This window comes from Kitasatospora sp. NPDC017646 (assembly GCF_044329365.1).
Taxonomy (GTDB): domain Bacteria; phylum Actinomycetota; class Actinomycetes; order Streptomycetales; family Streptomycetaceae; genus Kitasatospora.
Map to the genome: position 1 here is coordinate 1 of NZ_JBIRJC010000051.1, position 15950 is coordinate 15950.

19 protein-coding genes are annotated in these 15950 nt (G+C 68.5%); 11 read left to right on the forward strand and 8 right to left on the reverse strand.

The window, feature by feature from the left end:
* Positions 1-1607: right-handed parallel beta-helix repeat-containing protein (locus ACH4J0_RS37870; protein ID WP_396245736.1), on the reverse strand; the 1607-nt coding region annotated here is incomplete at its 3' end.
* Positions 1608-2537: 930 nt separating this feature from the next.
* Here ACH4J0_RS37870 and ACH4J0_RS37875 point away from each other — a divergent pair.
* From ACH4J0_RS37875 to ACH4J0_RS37895, 5 genes are all read left to right on the forward strand, one after another.
* The gene (locus ACH4J0_RS37875) at positions 2538-2681 is read left to right on the forward strand and encodes a hypothetical protein (protein ID WP_396245737.1); all 144 of its coding nucleotides are present in this window, start codon (positions 2538-2540) and stop codon (positions 2679-2681) included.
* 183 nt (positions 2682-2864) lie between these two features.
* Complete coding sequence (locus ACH4J0_RS37880; RefSeq protein WP_396245738.1) at positions 2865-3263, forward strand: hypothetical protein; 399 nt, start codon at positions 2865-2867, stop codon at positions 3261-3263.
* Positions 3264-3302: 39 nt separating this feature from the next.
* Positions 3303-3503: a hypothetical protein gene (locus tag ACH4J0_RS37885; protein ID WP_396245739.1), complete on the forward strand. Its 201-nt coding sequence runs from the start codon at positions 3303-3305 to the stop codon at positions 3501-3503.
* Between the two features lie 333 nt (positions 3504-3836).
* Positions 3837-4232, forward strand: coding sequence for a hypothetical protein (locus ACH4J0_RS37890; protein WP_396245740.1), 396 nt, complete (start codon positions 3837-3839; stop codon positions 4230-4232).
* Positions 4233-4717: 485 nt separating this feature from the next.
* Positions 4718-5254 (forward strand): hypothetical protein, encoded by a 537-nt coding sequence (locus tag ACH4J0_RS37895; protein WP_396245741.1) that lies wholly within the window; start codon positions 4718-4720, stop codon positions 5252-5254.
* A gap of 316 nt (positions 5255-5570) precedes the next feature.
* Here ACH4J0_RS37895 and ACH4J0_RS37900 read toward each other — a convergent pair whose 3' ends face one another.
* The 3 genes from ACH4J0_RS37900 to ACH4J0_RS37910 all read right to left on the reverse strand — a co-directional run bounded on the left by ACH4J0_RS37900 (position 5571) and on the right by ACH4J0_RS37910 (position 8161).
* Entirely contained in the window at positions 5571-5897 is a 327-nt protein-coding gene (locus ACH4J0_RS37900) for a hypothetical protein (protein WP_396245742.1), read from the reverse strand.
* Positions 5898-6269: 372 nt separating this feature from the next.
* The gene (locus tag ACH4J0_RS37905; protein ID WP_396245743.1) at positions 6270-6956 is read right to left on the reverse strand and encodes a response regulator; all 687 of its coding nucleotides are present in this window, start codon (positions 6954-6956) and stop codon (positions 6270-6272) included.
* Positions 6953-8161 (reverse strand): sensor histidine kinase, encoded by a 1209-nt coding sequence (locus tag ACH4J0_RS37910; protein ID WP_396245744.1) that lies wholly within the window; start codon positions 8159-8161, stop codon positions 6953-6955. The genes ACH4J0_RS37905 and ACH4J0_RS37910 overlap by 4 nt, the downstream gene beginning before the upstream one ends.
* A 419-nt stretch (positions 8162-8580) precedes the next feature.
* Between ACH4J0_RS37910 and ACH4J0_RS37915 the strand changes: the two genes are divergently transcribed.
* The 4 genes from ACH4J0_RS37915 (at position 8581) to ACH4J0_RS37930 (ending at position 11286) form a co-directional block, all read left to right on the forward strand.
* Positions 8581-9168 carry a hypothetical protein gene (locus ACH4J0_RS37915; RefSeq protein ID WP_396245745.1) on the forward strand — a complete coding sequence of 196 codons (588 nt, stop codon included), beginning with the start codon at positions 8581-8583 and terminating at the stop codon, positions 9166-9168.
* Positions 9165-9836, forward strand: coding sequence for a class I SAM-dependent methyltransferase (locus ACH4J0_RS37920; RefSeq protein ID WP_396245746.1), 672 nt, complete (start codon positions 9165-9167; stop codon positions 9834-9836). Before ACH4J0_RS37915 ends, ACH4J0_RS37920 begins: the two co-directional genes overlap by 4 nt.
* A 188-nt stretch (positions 9837-10024) precedes the next feature.
* Positions 10025-10351 carry a transposase gene (locus tag ACH4J0_RS37925; RefSeq protein WP_396245747.1) on the forward strand — a complete coding sequence of 109 codons (327 nt, stop codon included), beginning with the start codon at positions 10025-10027 and terminating at the stop codon, positions 10349-10351.
* A 5-nt stretch (positions 10352-10356) separates the two neighbouring features.
* Positions 10357-11286 (forward strand): IS3 family transposase, encoded by a 930-nt coding sequence (locus ACH4J0_RS37930; protein ID WP_396245774.1) that lies wholly within the window; start codon positions 10357-10359, stop codon positions 11284-11286.
* Positions 11287-11331: 45 nt separating this feature from the next.
* Here ACH4J0_RS37930 and ACH4J0_RS37935 read toward each other — a convergent pair whose 3' ends face one another.
* The 3 genes from ACH4J0_RS37935 to ACH4J0_RS37945 all read right to left on the reverse strand — a co-directional run bounded on the left by ACH4J0_RS37935 (position 11332) and on the right by ACH4J0_RS37945 (position 13291).
* On the reverse strand, positions 11332-11616 hold the full coding sequence (locus tag ACH4J0_RS37935; protein WP_396245748.1) for an ATP-binding protein: 285 nt from the start codon (positions 11614-11616) through the stop codon (positions 11332-11334).
* A 212-nt stretch (positions 11617-11828) separates the two neighbouring features.
* Positions 11829-12443, reverse strand: a complete 615-nt coding sequence (locus tag ACH4J0_RS37940; RefSeq protein ID WP_396245749.1) for a TetR/AcrR family transcriptional regulator — start codon at positions 12441-12443, stop codon at positions 11829-11831.
* A complete protein-coding gene (locus ACH4J0_RS37945; RefSeq protein ID WP_396245750.1) occupies positions 12443-13291 on the reverse strand; it encodes an oxidoreductase in 849 nt (282 codons plus the stop codon). The genes ACH4J0_RS37940 and ACH4J0_RS37945 overlap by 1 nt, the downstream gene beginning before the upstream one ends.
* Before the next feature lie 647 nt (positions 13292-13938).
* Here ACH4J0_RS37945 and ACH4J0_RS37950 point away from each other — a divergent pair.
* Entirely contained in the window at positions 13939-14265 is a 327-nt protein-coding gene (locus tag ACH4J0_RS37950; RefSeq protein WP_396245752.1) for a hypothetical protein, read from the forward strand.
* Positions 14266-14279: 14 nt separating this feature from the next.
* Here ACH4J0_RS37950 and ACH4J0_RS37955 read toward each other — a convergent pair whose 3' ends face one another.
* Positions 14280-14990 carry a GntR family transcriptional regulator gene (locus tag ACH4J0_RS37955; protein ID WP_396245753.1) on the reverse strand — a complete coding sequence of 237 codons (711 nt, stop codon included), beginning with the start codon at positions 14988-14990 and terminating at the stop codon, positions 14280-14282.
* A gap of 118 nt (positions 14991-15108) precedes the next feature.
* On the opposite strand from ACH4J0_RS37955, the gene ACH4J0_RS37960 reads away from it, so the two are divergent.
* Positions 15109-15945, forward strand: a complete 837-nt coding sequence (locus ACH4J0_RS37960) for a fumarylacetoacetate hydrolase family protein (RefSeq protein ID WP_396245754.1) — start codon at positions 15109-15111, stop codon at positions 15943-15945.
* The last annotated feature ends 5 nt before the right edge of the window (positions 15946-15950 follow it).

Sequence of the window (15950 nt, forward strand, 5' to 3'; positions counted from 1 at the left end):
CGGGTCGTCGAGTACCCCCCGACCTTCGGCGTCCCACTGCCGTCCCTGCTGTCCAGCAGACGCGTCGGCCCGAACGCCACGTACTGCGAACCGGCTGTCACCGCGGTGAGGGAGTTCGACACCGAGTAGCCCGCCCGGTCGGTCGCGGTGACGAGGATCGGGTACGAGCCGAGCTTCGCGTACGAGTGGGACAGCACAGCGGGGTTGGTCACCGCGGCGTTCGCGTCGCTGGAGGAACCGTCCCCCCAGTCGACGTGCACGCTCAGCGCACCGCTGGCGGAGGTCACGTCAGCGCTCAGCGAGACACCGAACGCGCTGGTGTGCTCACCGGTCACCGCCACCGTCAGGTCGGGGGCGTACTGGATGGCGCCCCGGTCGGTGTAGGGCGTGGTCCCGTAGAAGTCCGAGCCCAGCTCGCCGGGGGCGGACGGGTTGGCCGAGCCGATCGCCGCCGAGCCGGGCTGCGGCCGGGCGTCCACGTCGACCGAGGTGTTCGGGCGGAAGAGCACCGAGGTGGGCGCCTTGGTCTCGGTCAGGTCGTGCGTGCCCTGCGAGGTCGCCGCCTTGAAGCCGTCCAGGGTCGGGTACGTGGTGCCGGCCCAGCGGTAGGGCGCGGTGGCGTCGGCGCCGTAGACGTAGAAGTCGTTGTAGTCGGCCGTCACCGTGGTCGACTCGGCCGACACGGTCACGTCCGGCGCCCAGCCCTGGCCGTTCGACGTGCACTGGGAGTGGTAGCCGCCCAGCACCTGGTCGGTGGTCGGGTTGGCGTCCTCCAGGACGTTGTTCTCCAGATTGACGGCTGAGGACCCGCCCTCGATGTCGATCGCGGCCTTGCAGCCGCGCTGGACGGTGTTACCCGCGACGTTCAGGCCCTTCACCCCGGTCGCGACGATGCCGCCACCGGCGAGGACGTCGCCGGCGAGCGTGACGGTGCCTGCTCCCGACGCGACCGAGACCGCGGTGCTGTTGCCGCCCTGGGAACCCGTGTCGAGGTACGACCGGGTGATCGCCACCCCGCTGGACGCGCCGTCGATGGTGACGGTGCTCGTGGTGTTCTTGGTGTACGCGCTCAGGTAGCTGGAGTCCAGCGTGACCCCCGAGGAGCCGACCACCTCGACGGCAGGCGTCAGGTCGTTCGAGTACAGCATCAGGTTGCTGACCGTCACGTTGGAGACGTGGTCGAGGATCAGAGCGGGTCCGGCTCCGCCGTTGACCCACGCCTGGTCGCCGATGCCGACGATCGAGATCCCCGAGGTCTTGACGGTCACCGACTCCCAGTCCGAGCTCCCGACGGAACCCTGGAGGTCGATGGTGTCGCCCGGCTGCGCGGCGTTCACCGCGTCCTGGAGCAGGCAGAAGGGCGCGTTCTGCGCGCCGGTGCCCGTGTCGGCGGCACACGTTCCGTTGAACACGTAGGCGTAGATGGTCTTTCCGGTGGCCGGCGTCGCTGAGGACGTCCGCGTGCCGGAGAGCGCCGGCCGCGCGCTCGAGAGTGTCGGCCGCGCTCCGGAGAGCGCCAGCCTCTGCTCCCGGACCGACTTGCTCGCGGGGCTGGAGAAGGCGTCGAAGCCCGCGCCCCCGATGCCCGGCAGCTGAGCCGTGGTCACGGGGTGGGCAGAGGTGGAGTCGTTCGCCGGCCCGACCGCATGGGCCGGACCTGGAACGAACGCGATACCGGCCGCGAGAACCGCGGCCGACGCGACAAGACGGCGGTGGAACACCGACCCCCCAGTTGGGATTATGTGGCGATCTGATGAAAGCTGGGACAGGCTACAGAACGACGCCTGTCGAGTGGAAAGCGTTATGGGCGCGGAGCGGCCTTGCGGCGCTCGACCACCCGCCGCGCGGAACCGGACGGACTCCCACCGCCGCAAGGGGCACTCCGAGACGGGTTGTCGTGGGGGATCTGTAGCCTGGCCGCCTCATCTCCTGCTTTGCTTCACGTGTCTGACGGAGGGGCCAGTCTCCTACCGCCGTCCTGTCGCGGAGCGAGGCTGCTACGAGGGTAGGGCCGCTGCATCAGTGCCGCAGCTACTGCTCGCCGGACCCAGTCACTGGTCGCCCAGTTGGGCGCCGGGTCGGACGCTCTTGAACGCAGGCGGATGCAGCTGCAACTGCTGGAGCGTCCGCTACACGATGCCGAACCCTGCTCGGGACGCCCGCGCGCACCTTCCGGCAATGGGCGAGCGAGAACGCCGCCGCGTTCACCGCGCGCTGACTGCCGCCGCTCCAGCGCCCCGCTCGGCCCACCCGACTTCACTGAAGGATCATCACCATGAAGCCCGTCGGCTACTGGCTCAACCACACCGACAAGGCCCTCACCCGCTACATGAACGGCATGCTCGACGAGTTCGGCCTCACCCGGACCACCTGGCAGGTCCTCAACGTCATCCGCGACACGCCCGACGCCGCCGACACCGACGTCCACACGGTCCTCGCACCCAACGCCGACCCTTCCCACCCTGACCTCCGCCATCGACACCGTTCTCGCCGACGACTGGGCCACCCGCCCCGCACCTGGCCGACTGGTCGCCGCCGTGAACGGCCGTCAGCGCCTCGCCATGGTCGAGGACCGGGTCAACACCTTCCGCAAGCTGTCCATGGTGGGCATCACCACGGAGGACTACCACGCCGCCGTCAGCGTCCTCGAACGCATGACTCGCAACCTCGAAACCCAGTGATCACGGTCGTCGATCAGCGACAGTGACCACCGCGTGCGATCGAGCACTTTTCACCCACAGTTGGAAGCTCCTATAGATCGTCAAGCGGTCTGTGGGAGCGGTTTGGCGGGGTGGATCATGTGGGGTAGGTGGCGGTATATCGCGCGGGCGACGAATCGTTTGAGGCAGCGGACGATGTCCTTCTTGTGCCCGGCAGCACACTGCACCGACGACCCCTCCGAGCGCGCCCCCGCGCGCCGACCCACCACCACCGAGGAGGACAAGGTGACCACCCAGCCCGACCACCAGGACGCGGTCGCGCCCCGGCCGGCCACCCTGCACGAACCGCGGACCGCGCTGTCCCGCTACGGCCTGCCCGGCGACCGCGACCTGTTCGAGCGGGACCTGGCCGCCGCGCTCGACGCCTCCCCAATCGGCGACCTGGCCGCCGTCTCCGAGGTCATCTCCATCTACCGCCACCGTCTGATCCTGCGCACCAGCCCCGAGGCCATGGCCTCCCTCGCCGCGCCCATCGGCGGCCAGCGGTGGACCCCGGCCGGCGAGGCCTTCGCCCGGCTCCGCGCCGCCAGCGGCGACCGGTGACCGAACAGCCCGAACAGCAGCCGGCGCGACACGCTCGACGTGGTCGAGAAGTTGGTCGAGCGCTTGGCGGTGTTTCCGCGGCTGGGGATCCCGGTGCCCGGCGGCAGCGACCCGGAGGTCGACGACGACACCGCCCGGACCGACCCGGCCGCCGACTCCGGCGACCGCATCAGCGTCGTGTACAGGTTCCACCCCGGGATGTCAGCGATCTTCGTGACCTGGGTGATCGCCGGTCCCTGACCCCGGGTCAGCACTGCCCTGGAGATGGCCGGGCCCCTCACGCTCGTCGACGTGAGGGGCCCGACCATCAGCGTACGGGCCAACCTCCGCCCGGCGTTCGGGTTTCGCCCTGCCGCAGGCGGGGAGTTCCGCGTAGCGTGACCGACGGATCCGACAGCCACCGCTACCGGAAGGGGAGTTCGGTCGCCATGTGCGCGAGGCATGATCCGGCGCTCGCTTGAGCCGCCACCACCTGGACCTGCAGCACCAAGCCATCTGGTGACCAGGCAGCAGGGCTTCAAACCGCTGTGTCGCTGGACGGGACGGCGTCTCATGTTCTGACATCATCCTTTGATGCAGCCGCTGCCGGTTCCCTGCCCCGCCCACCTCATCCCAGACGCCACCGGCACCGACGCTTTCCACGACGACTACCGCAACGCCATAGCGCGCGACGTCGTATTCGTTGCCATCGAATCCGAAAAACGCCAGCAGTGGACTGTGAAGGCGGACATCCTCACTGCCGGTTCGGACCACACGGTCACCGATGCCGTCAACGACACAATCCGGGCGGCGATCACTCGCCTGATCCAAAGCCATGAGGTCGGTTTGGACGCCTACACAGGGCCGGTCTACTTCATGATGCATGGCGTGCGGAGTGAAGAACGAGCCCGCGAACTCGCGGCCGCGCTGCACGCCGCCCTCTACGGAGAGCTGGAACCTCTGGCACGCGCTGTCCCTCCCGTGCTCTGATTCGCCAGGTCGCTCTCCTCGGAGAACACCAGGCTCACCGCGCCGCCGCTCAAGGGGGCGGCCAGGCGAGGTCGGGGTGGCGGCGGAGAGCTGGGAGGGCTACGAGCGCACCGAACCCGACGCCCACCTGCCCGACGTGAGCCGGGTCATCAGCTGGACGCCGCCCACCGACCGCGGCCTGGGTGGCCCGGACCGCGACCACAGTCTCGGCGATGGCCTGGTGTACCTCACCTGGACGGGCATCGCCGGCCCCCAGGCCGCGGCCGCCTGGCCGGCTGGATCGAGGCCCACGACGACCTCGGCAACTGGACCGCCCTCGTTGGCGGCCGCCCTGTCGCGGGCGCTGTCGACGGCGAACTGCTGCCGTCCGCGGACCTCGCCAGCGCCCTCACGTCGCGGCGCCCGGCCCTCGCCCAGAATCCCGGCGCGCAGTGGGACGGGCGCGGGTGCGTGCACTGGCGCGGTTGGGCGGCGAGGCTGGGTGCGTGAGCATTGTGAGCGGGGACCCGGTGAGCTCTGAGCAGGTGTACGCGGCACTGGTGGCCTTGAGGAGGGAACCGGTCCTCGACCCGGATCTGTGGCCGAACGGCCCTCAGCGGGACGACCTGCGCAGGCTGCTGGGCGTCCTGCTGGCCGTGGTGGAGCTGGAGATCACCGCCACCACCCGGCTCGGAAGCGACCAGGACACGGATGTCGCCGAGGTGCTGCTGGGGTGGACCGACCAGGTGGGAGCGACTCCTGGCCTGTTCGCCAACGTGCTGGCCAACCGCCTGCAGCGCACCGCTGTCCAGCTCATGGGACTCGACGGGGACGGAGAAGGGGGAGAGACGTCGCCGGGGCGTATGGCGTCGTCCATGGCCGTGGTCGCTGCGGCGGACACCCTGGACGCCGATCTGAACTTCGAGTCCGGGGACGTCGAGGGTGTCCGGCAGGCCCTGGGGCGGGCGGAGGCGTCCGTCATCGAGATCCAGCAGAGCATGCACGACCTGCGGGTGGCCATCGGCGACGCGCAAGAGGAGTGAACCCGGTCACGGACAAATCGGAAGGACAAAGCCGTTGACCGGCCGGGCCCGGCGGAACGCACCCCCGACGCCCGCCCTGCGGAGCCGGTCCACTACTGATCGGGGACCCCCGGGTGACCCCGCCGGGAGCAACCCCGGCGGCAGCGCGGCCGGGGTTCGCACAGACTGATAGCAGGCCGGTCCGCGTCCGAACCCCCGAGCGGGCAGCGGACCGGTGCTCCTCATCCGCGCGCCGTTTCCCGAACCCGTCGAACGCTCTGCTCGCCAGCCGATTGAGCGCTGCCGCATGGCATGTTCGCGGCCGAAATTGCGCAGGTCAAAGCCGCACCAGTTCACCGGCACGGTCATCACGCAGCGCCAAGCGTGAAAGTTCCTGGCCAACCCCGACCTGGCTGTCTCCGACAACCCGAACGCGATGCTGATGTGCGTCCGCAAACGCGAGCGGGCTCTGTGCCACCGCGACGGAACCAAAGACGCCCCCAGCCTGGACCGGTGCGTCCCAGCCTGCGCCAACATCGCCCGAACCGACCAGCACGCCGCCCGACTCCTGGAACGCGCAGCCATCCTGGACAACCAGGCCGTTCACACTCCCGGGCCGCTCGGCTACCGTCTCCGCCGCCGTGCCGACGACCTGCGCAAGCAAGCCGACACCCACCACCGCACCCGAGTCACGACCCAGGAAACGCCATGACCCCGCGTTGTGCAGCGGATCAGTGAGCAGGGCTTCGGGGAGTACACGTGGCTTGCGCCGGCGCCGGAGGCCCGGGTGGGCGGCCGGTCGGTGCTGCTGATCCCGGCCCGTGTCGGCGGTGCCGGCCCGACGCGCTCCCGCCGGACTACGAGCTCATCGGCCGGTCGCGGTGCGTCGGGTCGGCGAGGTACTCGGCCTTCGGTGTCGATGTCCGGGGCAAGCTGGAGCCGCTTCGACTTGAATCCGCTGCGGCCAGGTGGGTGAGCTCGCGCGTCTGGCGAACGCGGCGAACTCGTGGTCGGCGATCGTTCTTCTCATCCTGCCTTACCGTCTACGCGGCACGAGTCCGGTCTCGTAGGCGATGATCGCCAGGTGGACGCGGTCCCGGGCCTCGAGCTTGGCGAACAGGCGCGCGACATGGGTCTTCGCCGTCGCCGCGCTGATCACCAACCGTTCGGCTATCTCCGTGTTCGACAGTCCCTGTCCGACCAGACCCAGCACCTCGCGCTCCCGGTCGGTGATCTCCGCGATGAGACGTGAGTCCTGGGCGGGCTCGGTGTCCGGTTCGGGGGCCGCGGGGGTGGCGGAGGTTCCGGCGAAGTCCGCGATCAGCCGTCGGGTGACGCTCGGAGCGATCAACGCGTCGCCGGCCGCCACCACGCGGATCGCGTCCAGGATCGCGTCCAGGGCCATGCTCTTGAGCAGGAATCCGCTGGCGCCGGCGCGCAGAGCGCCGTAGACGTACTCGTCGTCGTCGAAGGTCGTCAGCACCAGCACCTTGGGCGGGTCCGGCTCGGCGGTCGCCTGCCGGGTCGCCTCGATCCCGTCCATGTCCGGCATGCGGATGTCCATCACCACGACGTCCGGCCGCAGCTCACGTACCAGGCGCACCGCCTCGCGGCCGTCGCCGGCCTCGCCGACCACCTCCAGGTCGGCGGTGCCACCGACCAGGATCCCGAGCCCGACCAGCATCAGCGGCTGGTCATCGACCAGCAGCACCCGCACGCTCATGCCGGGAGCCTCGCCGTCACCCGGAATCCGCCCTCCGGACGCCGGCCCGCGCTGAACTGGCCGGACAGCAACGACACCCGCTCGCGCATGCCGAGCAAGCCGAAGCCACTCCCGCCAGCCGCCGCCGAGGGCCTGGGACGGCCGGGCCCGCCGGGACCGTCCTCCCCGTCGTCCACCACCTCGATCGTCACCCCTTCCGGCTCGTAACCCACCGCGACCCGGCACGTCCGCGCACCGGAATGCCGCACCACGTTCGTCACCGACTCCTGGACGATCCGAAACGCCGACAGCTCGATCTCCGGCGGCAGCGGACGCCGCTCGCCCCACCAGGTCACCTGGACCCGCACCCCGGCGTCGGCCGTGCGTTCGGCGAGCCGCGGAATATCGGCCAGGCAGCCGGCCGGCGCCAACGGAGCGGCCCCCGGCATGGCGTCCACCGGCTCGGCGCGGCGCAGCGCCCCGAGCATGCGCTGCAGCTCGAGCAGCGTCTGGCGGCTGGTGGTCTCGATGCCGGTCAGCGCCTGCCGCGTCTGCTCGGGCTTGGTGTCCACGACCCGCGCCGCCGCTCCCGACAGCACCGTGATGATCCCGATGCTGTGCGCGACGCTGTCGTGCAGTTCGCGGGCGATCCGCAGCCGCTCGGTGACGACGGCGCGGGCCGCCCTCTGCTCGTGCAGGGCTTCGAGGTATTCACGGCGTTTGCGGTACACCCCTCCGAAGACCCACGCGACCGCGAACCACAACGCGAACTGCCCGGCCCACTGGGCCGCGTCGCCGAGGGTCTCCCCGGGGTAGACGTGGATGTTCTCGACGAACGCGGCCGCGACGGCCGCGACGGAGCCGACGGCGGCAGCCTTCGGCCGCCGGACGGCGAGGTACCCGCCCAAGGCGACGAGCAGGACGAACACGATCCAGGGCCGCACGCCGAAGAGGTCGCCGAGCACCGATTCGCCCAGGATCGCCGCGAAGACCGCCGCCGGCAGACGGCGCATCAGCAGAACCGGAAGGGCGAGCACGACGCACAGACCCACCAGCTGGAAGGGCCCGAGGCCGGGAAGCCGGAACAGGCCGTCGTGGTCATGAACCTGAGCGATCGACCAGCAGAGCATCACCGCGTAGAAGCAGGCGGTGGCCAGCACCACGGCCTGCGACATCAGCCAGGTCACGCGCTTCGATGTCGAGAGGCGCTGGAGAAGCTCTTCCATACGGAGATCGTATTCAGTGGCTTCGGCTCCGCGCGTCGCCCCGGGGATGTACGCGGGGTACACCCCTGGGCCGAAGGCCTGGGGGGAGAGGTGACACCCGCCGGCCGACGCGACGGATCACGCTCTGTTCGTAGGTTCGTGACCATGACGAACGCACCGATGATCGACGTCCGCGAGGCGACGAAGAAATACGATGACGGCCCGCCCGCGCCGGCCGGTGTGACCTTGTCCACGACGATGCGGATGATCCTGGGCCCGGACGCGCCCGATTCCGGCGCCCCTTTCGCCGATGGACGCCCCCGAACTAGGCTCTGCGACCCGCTCAAGCAGGTCTGGGCGCCAGTGGATGCCACGGCAACGAACCCGTCGCCAGAGCGCCCCGCACCTCACGTCCTGGCCCCAAGTAGCCTGGCATCACTGTGCTCTGGAGCAGCGACGTGCTGGCCGCCTCTGGCCTGTCCGGCATCGTGCGCCGCCATATTGGCGGGTTCTTCCCGGGCATGAAGCAGGGCCCGGAATGTCGGACCACCAACACGATCGAAGCGCTCAGCAGCGCTGACCACGTGCGCTGGTCGGCGGTGCCGGACAGACCTGGTATCCGAAGCCCGCGACGTCTCGGCAGGGCCTTCGTCACCGCGGGCCTGATGATGATCCCATGGGTTCTCTATCTGTCGATGTCTTTGCCGAAGAAGGCGATGGATAGTCACTGGGCCCTGGACTGGGTAGGTCTGGACAGCTGCGAGGCACTGGCCTTGTTCGCCACCGGTCGATTCCTGAAGCGGGCGGATAACCGCTGCACGCTAACCGCCACAGCGGCCGCTGCGCTTTTCCTGACAGACGCCTGGTTCGACGTTACCGCGGCTACACCCGGGGGCGCGCTGGCTGTCGCGATCGTGATGGCAGTATGTGCGGAAATTCCAATCGCCATCGTGTGCACCGTCTTGGCCTTGCGACTGATCCGCCACCCATTCTCACAGTCCGAAACCACTGAACAGGAATCACTATGAACGCCAATGTCAGTCGGATGCCGAACCGTACCTACCCCACACGCCACACCAAGATCGCGGCGGCGGCCGGTGTCGCTGCTTTGACGGCGGGAGCCTTGTGGTTCACCGATCAGGCACCCTACCCGTACGCACAACGTCGACTACTCGATATTCAGCTTCCATTCCTGACCAAGACAGATTTGGACTCGATGCTCCAGTCGCGAGCAGGAGAACGCATCCTGGAACTGGGCCCTGGCACCGGCCTGCAAGCGTTGCACGTCGCACCACAGTTGGGCCCGAACGGACGCTTGGACATCGTGGACATCCAGCAGGAAATGCTGGACCACGTAATGACACAGGCAAGGCGGGGTGGGATCTCCACGATCCACCCACACCGCGCGGACGCTCGTGAACTGCCCTTCGAGGACCACAGCTTTGACGCGGTCTACGTGGTCACAGCTCTTGGCGAGATCCCTGAACCGGAGCGAGTGCTAAGCGCGGCGACACGCGTACTGAGGCCCGGCGGGCGATTGGTGGTGGGCGAGTTCTTCGACCGGCACTGGATTTCGTTCGGCCGCCTACACCGGATGGCCGACCAAAACGGCCTGCACTTCACTGCGCGTCGTGGGCCCAGCTTGGCGTATATGGCCCGATTCCGCCCGTGCGGACGCACGGCCACCAGAGGCTAGAACACTTGGTCGCTGCGATTCTTGTTCTTGAGGCACGTTTTCCGTTCCTGGTCAGGCTGTTCGTGGGAGTCCGGCCAGGGCGATGGCGTGGTTGACGTGCTGGTCGAGGAGGTTCAGGGCCCGTCGGACATTTGGGGTGAACCGCCCTGGGTTCAGTGGAGACTCGATTTCGTGTAAGGATTCGAGTCATGGCACGTCCTTCCTCCTACCCGCCTGAACTGCGGCGTCGTGCGGTGCGCATGGTTGCCGAGGTCCTCGGTGACTACCCGAACGAGTCGGCGGCACCGCGGGCCGTCGCGGAGAAACTGGGCATCGGCTCCGCCGAGACCCTGCGTAACTGGGTGCGACGCGACCAGGTCGACTCCGGGCAGCGCCCGGGCACGACCACGGAGGAGTCCGCGCAGATCAAGGCGATGAAGAAGGAGATCGCCGAACTCAAGCGCGCCAACGAGATCCTCAAGGCCGCGGCGAGTTTCTTCGCGGCCGAGCTCGACCGGCCACACCAGCGCTCGTAGCGTTCATCGACGAGCACCGGGGTCGCTTCGGCGGCGTCGAGCCGATCTGCCGCGTGCTCACCGAGCACGGCTGCAGCATCGCCCCCTCCACCTACTACGCCCACCACCAACGCGTGGCCTCGCCCTCCGCCCGCACCGCGCGCGACCAGGAACTCAAGAAGCTGATCAAGGACGTTCACGACGCCAGTTACCGTGTCTACGGGGCACGGAAGATCTGGAGGGAGCTGGGCCGGCAAGGCCAAACGGTGGCCCGCTGCACCGTCGAACGCCTCATGCGCGAACTCGGCATCACCGGTGCTGTCCGCGGCAAGAAGGTCATCACCACCATCGCGGACCCGGGCGCCGAACGCGCCCCGGACCTGGTCGACCGCGACTTCGTCGCCGGCGCGCCGAACCGCTGCTGGGTCGCCGACTTCACGCACATCGCCACCTGGGCCGGAGTCGTCTACGTCGCCTTCGTCGTGGACACCTTCTCCCGGCGCATCGTCGGCTGGTCGGCCGCGACCTCCAAGGAGACCCGGCTTGTGCTGGATGCGCTGGACATGGCGTTGTGGCAGCGCGACCGTGACGGATTCCCCCATCAACGAGGCGATGTGGTGCAGGAAGGACTCGCTGGTTGCAGCGCCCCGGGGGAGTCGTTGTGGATCTTGGACTGGCAGCACACGTGCTATCGGCTCCGTCCGGATCTGCCGGCGACCGACATGTTCCTGCCCCGAGTTCTTGAAGGGTGCTCGCGCGAGGGCTGGCCGCTCAGCCCGTATCCGGATGGGGACTACTTCATCTTCCTGGCAGAAGACCTGCGTTTTGGCACTTTCGGCCACCCTTGGGAACACTCCCTCTGTGTGTTCGGTGGCGAGCTGCTGGATGCGATCCAGGACGACCTGCAGCAACTGCTGCAGGTCGTCCTTCGCCGGGACGGGATGACTGCCGACTGAAGCCCACGTTGCTCGCTCCCACACAGAGAGCCGCCCAACAGCGCGTCAGTTCGTGCTGGAGAAGAGGGATTCCTGGGTGGCCTGGTAGCGGTAGGACTCAGTGCCGGTCTGGATCAGCGTGCAGCGGAAGGTGATCCGGTCGGCGATGGCCGCGCAGAGGCGGGCGTCGCCGAAGGTCTTGTCCCACTCGGTGAAGGGCGAGTTCGTGGCGACGGCGGTGGCCTTGCGCTCCTCGCGTTCGGTGAAGATCTGGAACAGCAGTTTGGCGCCCTTGCGGTCCAGGTTGAGCTGCAGGTCCTCGCCGATCCGAAAGGAGCTGACACCCCTCACTGACGCGGACCGGCGGGCGCTCTCCCCGCTGTTCTGGACCCACGTGAAGCCCTACGGCCGGTTCGAGCTGGATATGAACAGACACGCCTACGAACAGCATCTGGTCACCAGCACCCTCGCCGCATAACGACGCGAACAGGTGTCCACTTCACGGGGCAAGGCCCGACCGGAACTTCATGGTTCCGCGCCTCACCGCCTCCATGGCAGATACCTCACGTGGTCAGGCCGGCGCTGGTCAGCCAGATGTGTTCGCATGTCGCCGACGCCTCTTGGAGCTTCTCGCGGGACTCCTGTGAAGCGTGGTAGAAGGTCCGCTCGATCATCCAGCACAGGGCGCGTGCCATCGCCGGGGCCTGGTCCGGTGCGGTGCCGGCCTGGATGCCGGCGCGTTCCAGGACGGCGGTGATAGCCGCGATGAACAGGTCAGCCGTGTGGTTCCACAGCTCGCCGATCTCCGGGACAGTCAACGACAGGTCGATCGCCGTACGCATGACCAGGCCGTGCTCATTCCACAGCTCGACCGTGCGCTGCATGGCTGCCGCGATGGCCCGGCGCGGCTCGTCGGCCTCCGCGGTGGCCCTCGACCGCTCCCACAGGTGCTCGACGGTCCGGGCCACGAGTGCCGTGACCACTTCCTGCTTGGAACCGTAGTAGAAGTACAGCGCGCCGCGGGTGATGCCGGCGCCCTGGGCGATGTCGCCGACGGTCATGGCGTCGTAGCCCTTGTGTGCCAGCAGGGCTTCGCAGGTGTCGAGGATGGCCCGCTCCCGGACATCCCCCTTGCGCTCGGTGGTGCGACGGCTGCGCGCGGAATCGTGGCCGGGCATCAGAGCTGAGCGCCCTCGGCGAAGTCGGTCGTACGGGAGAGTGTCTCCCACGCGCGGATGTCCTCGTCCACGGCCGTGCGTGCGGTGGTGACCAGTCGCAGCGCGTCCGAGCCCAGGACGAGGTGGGCCGGCGGCTGCTCGACCGTCGTGATGTGCACGACCGCTTCCCCCGCCTTGGCCGGATTGCCCAGCTGGTTCCCGCTGGCCTTCTGCCGCGCTTCGCGGATGGGGGTGAACAACTCGTCGTAGTCGTCGACGGTCCGCGCGGCGCGTGTCATGGACCGTCCGGCCCAGTCGGTGCGGAAGGAGCCGGGCTCGATCGCCGTCACATGGATTCCGAACTGCGCGACTTCCTTGCCCAGCGCCTCGAGGATGCCTTCCAGGGCGAACTTGCTGCCACAGTAGGCGGACATGCCGGGCACGGCCATGAGCCCGCCCATGGAGGTGACGGCCATCAGGTGTCCGCGGCGGCGGCGGCGCATGTGGGGCAGCGCCGCCTGCAGGGTGGCCACCGCCCCGAACACGTTCACCTCGAACTGCCGTCGCACCTCGGCCAGCGGGGTTTCCTCGAAGGTTCCCTCCAGGCCGTAGCCGGCGTTGGCGATGACGACGTCCAGAGGGCCGACGCTCCGCTCGACCTCCGCGACCGCGCCGAAGACGGCGTCACCGTCCGTCACGTCCAGGATACGGCCGTGAGCGTGCCCGAGCCTGAGCTCCTCGAAGGCCCGCAGGTCCTTCTCGGAGCGGACGGTGCCGATGACGGTGTGCCCGGCGGCCAGGGCGGCTTGGGCGAAAGCGCGCCCCAGGCCCGTGCTGACGCCGGTGATGAGCCAGTTCTGCTTCTCCATTGTTCCTCCAGAGAGGTGTCACGAGGAGCCGGGGCGTCCTCTTCTGCAAAAGTCTACACTGTGTCGATTTTTATCGTTACCGTGTCGATTCTGGTAGCGCTCACGGAATGGAACCCCCAGGCCATCCGCGTGCCGCGCACCGCCCGGATCGGCGCTGTCAGGGCCCAGCAGCCAGGCCGACAACCAGAACCGCACCCCGATCATCACGGGGACACCCAGTGGGTACCTGAGGAGCCGTATCCCAGCCGGTCTTGAAACGTGTGGATCGAACGGAGTTCCTGGTCGGGTGATCTTCCGGCCGTGCGCGCACGAAGGCTGGGCCTCCTGGTAGCTCGGGGGTGCGACCCCATATCGAGCGGTGCCCGGAGGCCCTGATGTCGTTGTTGTACGGCTCGAGCCCGTTGACTTCAACTCGTCCCCCGTGTCGTGCGATTGCCTCGCGCACGTGTACGGCAACGCGGTCGATCATCCTGATCGGGTTCGCGGCTATCCGTCGGACTTGACGGACGCGGAGTGGGCGGAGGTCCCGCCGTTTTGCCGGTGTCGGCCTGGCTTCAGGGGCGGGGTGGACGGCCCGGGAGTTACTGTCACCGGCAGCTGCTGGACGCGATCCGTTACCTGGTCGCGGGCGTGAATCGTGGCGGGCGATGCCCGCGGACTTCCCCGGCTGGGGCCGGTTTTACGCCTTGTTCCGCCGCTGGCGCGAGCACGGGCTGATCGCCGAGTTCCACGACCGGCTGCGCGGGAAGGTCCGTGAGCGCGAGGACCGCGAGGCCGAGCCCACGGCGGGGATCGTCGACGCGCAGCCGGTGCGGGCCGCCACGGCGGTGCCGGCGCACGCGGCTACGACGGCGGGAGGAAGGTGCCGAGCCGCAAACGGCACATCGTATCTGCGCGGCCTCTTGGATGACACCGACTGCCTGGGCGCGGTGAACGACCGCCGCTGGGACCATGGCGAGAGGCAGGCTCGCTGACCAGCGCGTTTTTTTCAACGACTAAATGGGAGGCCGGGGTCCTGCTCGCCTTTTTCCTCGTGCCGCCCGTAACCGTTGAGCAGTAGTTGCGAGGTGATGTTGATGTGCTGGCTGAGTGCCTCGACGACGCCTGGTACATCCCGGGCGATGGCGCGATCGCAGATCATCTTGTGTTCTGCGGCGACATCGCGGTGGCTGTGCTCGGCCGGTGTGCGGGCCCAGCAGCGGTAGATTTCAGCGGCATCGCGCAGCTGTGTGGCGATGTCCCGCAGCTGCCGGTTGGGACATCCCTCCAGCAGGACGCGGTGGAAGCGGGCGTGGGCGTTCAGCCAGCGTTCGCTGAGGGCTCCGTCGTCGCTGAAGTACGGAGTGCGGGCGAGCTGGTGGTGTGCCGCGAGCAGATCGGACTCCCACTCGACGGTGCCGGCGGCGACGGACTCCTGGACCACGTGGGTTTCGATGAATACGCGGGCCTCGGTCAGCTCCTGCAGGCGCTCGGGGGAGACGGTGACGACCCGGAACCCTTGCTGCGGCGCGAAGGTCGCCAGTCCTTGGCCGACCAGCCGGGGCAGCGCCTCCCGTAGTACCCCGCTGCTGGCCCCGTACGTGTCCTTCAGGGCCTCCACGCGCAGACGTGAACCGGGCTCGTGTCGTCCGTTGAGGATGTCCGCGCGCAGCCGCTTGTAGATCTCCTCGGCGCGGGTCATGGGTCGGGTCGTGGTCATGTCGAAGATACTAGTCCCTGTAGGTGTTTTATAAAAATCTCGAGATTTCATTGACGTATCGACGGGGAGGGCGTTGACTTCAGACATTCATCAGCAAGAGCACCGGAGGCAGCACACCATGAGGACGACGACCCGATCCGGACGGATGTGTCTGGTGACCGGAGAGGCGGTGATCGATGTCGAGCAAGCCAGTGCTGGTCGGTTCTCGGCTGATCCGCTGGCAGTGTTCGAGGAGTGGGACGCGTTCCGGTCGTGGGCTGCAAAGGTGGAGCCTGCAGGCGCCCACGGGGCGACCGGGCCGGACGGCAGCGTTTCGCCGACGCCGCGGCAGGTGTTCGCGATCGGATTGAACTACCGTGGCCACGCCGAAGAGGCCAGCCTGGCGGCGCCTGAGTCCCCGTCGGTCTTCACCAAGTTCGCCACGGCCCTCACCGGCCCGGACACGCAGCTGAGGCTGCCCAGCGGCCGCGTCGACTGGGAAGCCGAGCTTGTGGTGGTGATGGGGCGCCGGGCGGAGCACGTGGCCGCCGGGGACGCCTGGTCCTACGTGGCCGGGCTGACCGCAGGGCAAGACTACTCCGAGCGCGAGGTGCAGTCCGTCGGCCCCGTCCCGCAGTTCTCCCTCGGCAAGTCCTTCCCCGGCTTCGCGCCGACCGGGCCGGTACTGGTCACGGCCGACGAGTTCGCGGATCCGGACGATCTGGCGATCGAATGCCTCGTCAACGGGGAGAGCGTCCAGAAGTCCCGCACCTCATCGATGATCTTCCCGGTCGCGGAATTGATCGAAAGGCTGTCCGCGGTCTGCCCGTTGCTGCCGGGCGACCTGATCTTCACCGGCACTCCGGCAGGAGTCGGACACGCCCGCACCCCTCAGCGCTATCTGCGGCCAGGAGACGAGGTCATCACCCGCATCGAGGGCATAGGACAGCTCCGGCAGACCTGCGTCGCCGCCTGAGAGAA

Excerpts from the sequence above, each read along its gene's own strand:
- ACH4J0_RS37890 (WP_396245740.1), top strand. The coding sequence starts at position 3,837 with ATGCAGCCGCTGCCGGTTCCCTGCCCCGCCCACCTCATCCCAGACGCC.
- ACH4J0_RS37905 (WP_396245743.1), bottom strand. The coding sequence starts at position 6,956 with ATGAGCGTGCGGGTGCTGCTGGTCGATGACCAGCCGCTGATGCTGGTC.
- ACH4J0_RS37910 (WP_396245744.1), bottom strand. The coding sequence starts at position 8,161 with ATGGAAGAGCTTCTCCAGCGCCTCTCGACATCGAAGCGCGTGACCTGG.
- ACH4J0_RS37920 (WP_396245746.1), top strand. The coding sequence starts at position 9,165 with ATGAACGCCAATGTCAGTCGGATGCCGAACCGTACCTACCCCACACGC.
- ACH4J0_RS37925 (WP_396245747.1), top strand. The coding sequence starts at position 10,025 with ATGGCACGTCCTTCCTCCTACCCGCCTGAACTGCGGCGTCGTGCGGTG.
- ACH4J0_RS37940 (WP_396245749.1), bottom strand. The coding sequence starts at position 12,443 with ATGCCCGGCCACGATTCCGCGCGCAGCCGTCGCACCACCGAGCGCAAG.
- ACH4J0_RS37945 (WP_396245750.1), bottom strand. The coding sequence starts at position 13,291 with ATGGAGAAGCAGAACTGGCTCATCACCGGCGTCAGCACGGGCCTGGGG.
- ACH4J0_RS37950 (WP_396245752.1), top strand. The coding sequence starts at position 13,939 with ATGCCCGCGGACTTCCCCGGCTGGGGCCGGTTTTACGCCTTGTTCCGC.
- ACH4J0_RS37955 (WP_396245753.1), bottom strand. The coding sequence starts at position 14,990 with ATGACCACGACCCGACCCATGACCCGCGCCGAGGAGATCTACAAGCGG.
- ACH4J0_RS37960 (WP_396245754.1), top strand. The coding sequence starts at position 15,109 with ATGAGGACGACGACCCGATCCGGACGGATGTGTCTGGTGACCGGAGAG.